This window comes from Chamaesiphon sp. (assembly GCF_041738855.1).
Classification (GTDB): Bacteria; Cyanobacteriota; Cyanobacteriia; order Cyanobacteriales; family Chamaesiphonaceae; genus Chamaesiphon.
In genome coordinates this window covers 1-3600 of record NZ_JBGSPA010000021.1, presented here as the reverse complement: position 1 = coordinate 3600, position 3600 = coordinate 1, and the positions used below count along the sequence as shown (strand labels likewise).

The 3600-nt window shown below is 45.0% G+C and carries 3 protein-coding genes; all 3 read left to right on the top strand.

Annotated elements, in window-relative coordinates; translation table 11 throughout:
- On the top strand, nt 1-2184 hold a 2184-nt coding region (locus ACEW9I_RS02905), incomplete at its 5' end, for a strawberry notch C-terminal domain-containing protein (protein WP_373538876.1).
- A 222-nt stretch (nt 2185-2406) separates the two neighbouring features.
- Nucleotides 2407-2730 (top strand): single-stranded DNA-binding protein, encoded by a 324-nt coding sequence (locus ACEW9I_RS02900; RefSeq protein WP_373538875.1) that lies wholly within the window; start codon nt 2407-2409, stop codon nt 2728-2730.
- Nucleotides 2731-2819: 89 nt separating this feature from the next.
- Nucleotides 2820-3314, top strand: a complete 495-nt coding sequence (locus ACEW9I_RS02895) for a hypothetical protein (RefSeq protein WP_373538874.1) — start codon at nt 2820-2822, stop codon at nt 3312-3314.
- Nucleotides 3315-3600: the final 286 nt, after the last annotated feature.

Below are 3600 nucleotides of genomic sequence, written 5' to 3'. Positions count from 1 at the left end.
TTCATCTCCCGTACCCTCAGCTTTGACGGCGTAGTCTTCGAGACGATGACCCACAACCTTACCCCCGACCAGCGGCGAATTTGGGATACCTATGCTCAAGCATTTGAGATAATTCACCAAAATATCGACGAAGCGATGAGGGCGATTAACCTCAACAACTCTAGTGGGGTAGCGACTAACGCTCGTGCGAGAGCGACGATTATGTCTCGCTTTGAGGGATTCAAACTGCAATTCTTTAACGGGATTTTATGTGCTGTCAAGGCTCCAACGCTAATCTCAGCTATCGAAACCGATTTAGCGGCAGGGAAATCTTGCATCATCCAATTAGTATCGACGAACGAAGCTATCCTCGATCGCAAACTCGCTCAGATCCCTACCGAAGAATGGGGCGACTTGCGGAGCATCGACTTCACCGCGCGGGAAACTATTGCTGACTATCTAATGAACGCATTTCCAGTGTATCTCTATGTGGAGTATGAAGATGATAGCGGTAACAAATCGAGCAAAATTGCCACCGATGAAGCTGGCGAAGCGATCTTCTCCCAAGAAGCGATCGATATCCGCGATCGGTTGATGGAGAATATGGCACTACTCCCACCACTGACTGGATTGCTCGATACCATCATGTGGCACTTTGGCGCGGACAAAGTTGCTGAAGTAACTGGTCGCTCGAAGCGGATCGTTTACAAAGACAACCGTTATCAACTATCGACCCGCAGTGCCAGTGCTAGCATCGCTGAAACCATTGCATTCCAAGGCGGTCAGAAACGGATTCTGGTGTTTTCAGATGCTGGTTCGACTGGCAAGAGCTATCATGCAGATCGCGACTGTTTGAACCAAGATCCACGCCGTCACTACGTTCTAGAGTGCGGATTTAACGTCGTAAGTGCGATGCAAAGTTTCGGTCGCTCGAATCGATCGGGACAAGTTAGCGCACCTGAGATCGTGATGATTTCTACCGATGTCTGTGGTGAAATGCGTTTTGTCTCGACTATTAGCTCAAGGTTGAATACCTTGGGCGCGATCTCCAAAGGTTCCCGCGACACTGGTAACAACGGGCTGTTCGACCAGGACGCTAACGATATTACCAGTCAATATGCCAAAAGTGCGCTCGATGAATTTATTCACGATCTGTATCGCGATCGAATACCAGGAATGTCAGTCGTCGAATTCCAGCGGCGGACAGGATTGCGATTGACTACTGAAAATAACGGTAAGTTAGCAGAACCACCCAAGCTTACCACCTTCCTCAATCGAATTCTGGCATTGCCGATTTATAGTCAGAACTTAGTATTTGGTGAGTTCGAGACAAGAATCCGAGCGCGGATTGCCCAAGCAAAAGAAATGGGGATATACGATCGCGGCTTAGAGACGCTTTACTCCGAACACGGATTTGAAATAGTTGAATCCCAAATACTCCACACGCAAGGCAACGCTGAGACGATCTGCTACACGATCGAAAAGTTGACCAAGCCGCACATCACCGATGCCCAGACTGCTAGAGCTAAACTGTTGCAGGGATACCAATATTACCGTCACCGCAAGAGTCAATCGGTAGCAATGGCGATTGTTGGTGATGCGCGAGTCAAGCAAACTGGTTCGATCGTCGATGTGCTGCATGTCAATTATCCAGTTGCCGATCGACAAATCGATCGAATCGATGTCACCGATTTTAAAGCTTGGGATGTTGTCATTCCCGATGATGACTTCTGGCGCAAATGGAATGAAACTATCGCCACGGTTCCCGATTTTGTCCGCCAGCGATTCTACTTAGTGTCGGGACTCTTGCTACCCATTTGGGATAAGTTACCCACTGAAGCCGCTAAAATCTGGCGGTTGCAAGCTAATGACGGACGAGTGTTGATGGGTCGAGCGATCGAATCTCAAGACATTACCACCGTCCTTGCCAAGTTCGGTATCGATATCACTGAATCACTCGATGCGGCAACGATCTATCGCTTGGTTTGGCATGACAACAGCATTCAAGCGGTCGGTGACAAATGGAAAATCGCCAAACGCTACTTTAAAGGGGACTATCGATTAGAGGTTCTAGAAGTTTACGATCGAGCAGATCTCAATTGGCTGCGGAATATTGGGTGCTTTACTGAAATGCCTAACTCCCAGATGCGCGTATTTATACCGTTAGATAAGGCTGAAGAAATTATCGAGGTGTTGATGAGTTAAGAAGTGGGTTTGTGCTGCCTAGTACTAGCGAGTAGCCTCTAGGTTTTGGGTTAGCGAGTAAGCGATCGGGCATGGTTGATATGGGTTATTTGTAATCGCACAGACTCTAGATTTTTTGCTTTTCTTTATGAAAGTTTTTTGTTCTTTCAACTTCAATTCTTGCTTTTCCTTGTGAGAATTTTCTTGCTCATCCTCAACCATTATTTTTTGGAGTATTTCATCATGTATATAGTAATCTCTGGTCACGCTGGCAAAACGACCGAACTAAAAGATATCGATCGTCGTGATGGTAGCGGTAGCTTTTCAATCGCCGAAAGTTCTCTAGCAGTTAAAGTTACTAAAGATGGCGAACCCGACTGGTATAAACTCAAATTCCGTGGCGATCGGATGATTAACGCTGGTAGCTATGTTCAGAAAGGTTCTCTTCAATCTGTTGTTGGTAAACTAACTTTTGAAGACTGGCTCGATGCCGATGAAAATCGCGTGTCGAAAGGCGTTGTTACCGTTACTGAATTGCAGCTCCCTCGTAAATCAGCCGAAGCCTAGTTTTTGCTTTTCATTATGAGAGTTTTGCTTGCCAAGACTCTCTTATCTCTTTCCTTACTCACTTTATCTATTATTTCTGGAGTTTTATCATGCGTACTTTCTTTGCCCCTCTCACTATTCTTTCTGCTATTGTTAATAACGATAACGACACCATCGTTGGTAAAGCGTTTGACAATGATATTTCTATCGATTACACAGTCAAGCTCAATGAGGCTAACCGAGCAGTATATGTTCCTGGTGCTTTGCTAGTTGTTACTGGTTCCCTTCGCATCAACAATAAGCAAATTTCCAGCGTAATTGCTTGGATTAACGAGATTATTTATGTTGGGTTTGTACCAGAACCTGAAGTTATTGAAGCTCCGGCTGAACTTGTTGAAGCTATGGCTGAGATTTTAGATGCTCCGGTAGAAGCTGTTACTGAGATTTTCAATGCCCCACCCGAAGTTCTACAAGCTCAATCTGAAGCTGTTGCTGAATTTGTTGGTGAATTGGTTGAAGTATCTGCTGATGTTATTAGCAAAGCACGTAAATCTAGCAAACGTAAAGCTCTAGTAGAGACAGACGCTGAGTTGATTCCATTTTAGTCGAATGTGCGTATCCCAAATAAATCACTCGATTTATTTGGGTAGTTTTCTGGATCGAGGTCTATCGGTACTCAAGCTGTCTGACAGGTGCAATGCCTGTCTTAGATCGTTTCTTGTCAATATCTACGGCTAGTCTTTTGCTTTTCCTGGTGAGATCTATTTTTAGACAATAAAAAAGATCTAAAACAGACCTCAAAGTAATTTATTTCGATAAATATATTATGACTGTAGCCGTTGGCAAATTACAACCGCAGCCCGAATTATTTCCCTGTCGCGAACTTCTGCC

Bases quoted from the DNA above. Each gene is read 5' to 3' on its own strand.
- ACEW9I_RS02900 (WP_373538875.1), top strand. From the start codon at position 2,407: ATGTATATAGTAATCTCTGGTCACGCTGGCAAAACGACCGAACTAAAA.
- ACEW9I_RS02895 (WP_373538874.1), top strand. From the start codon at position 2,820: ATGCGTACTTTCTTTGCCCCTCTCACTATTCTTTCTGCTATTGTTAAT.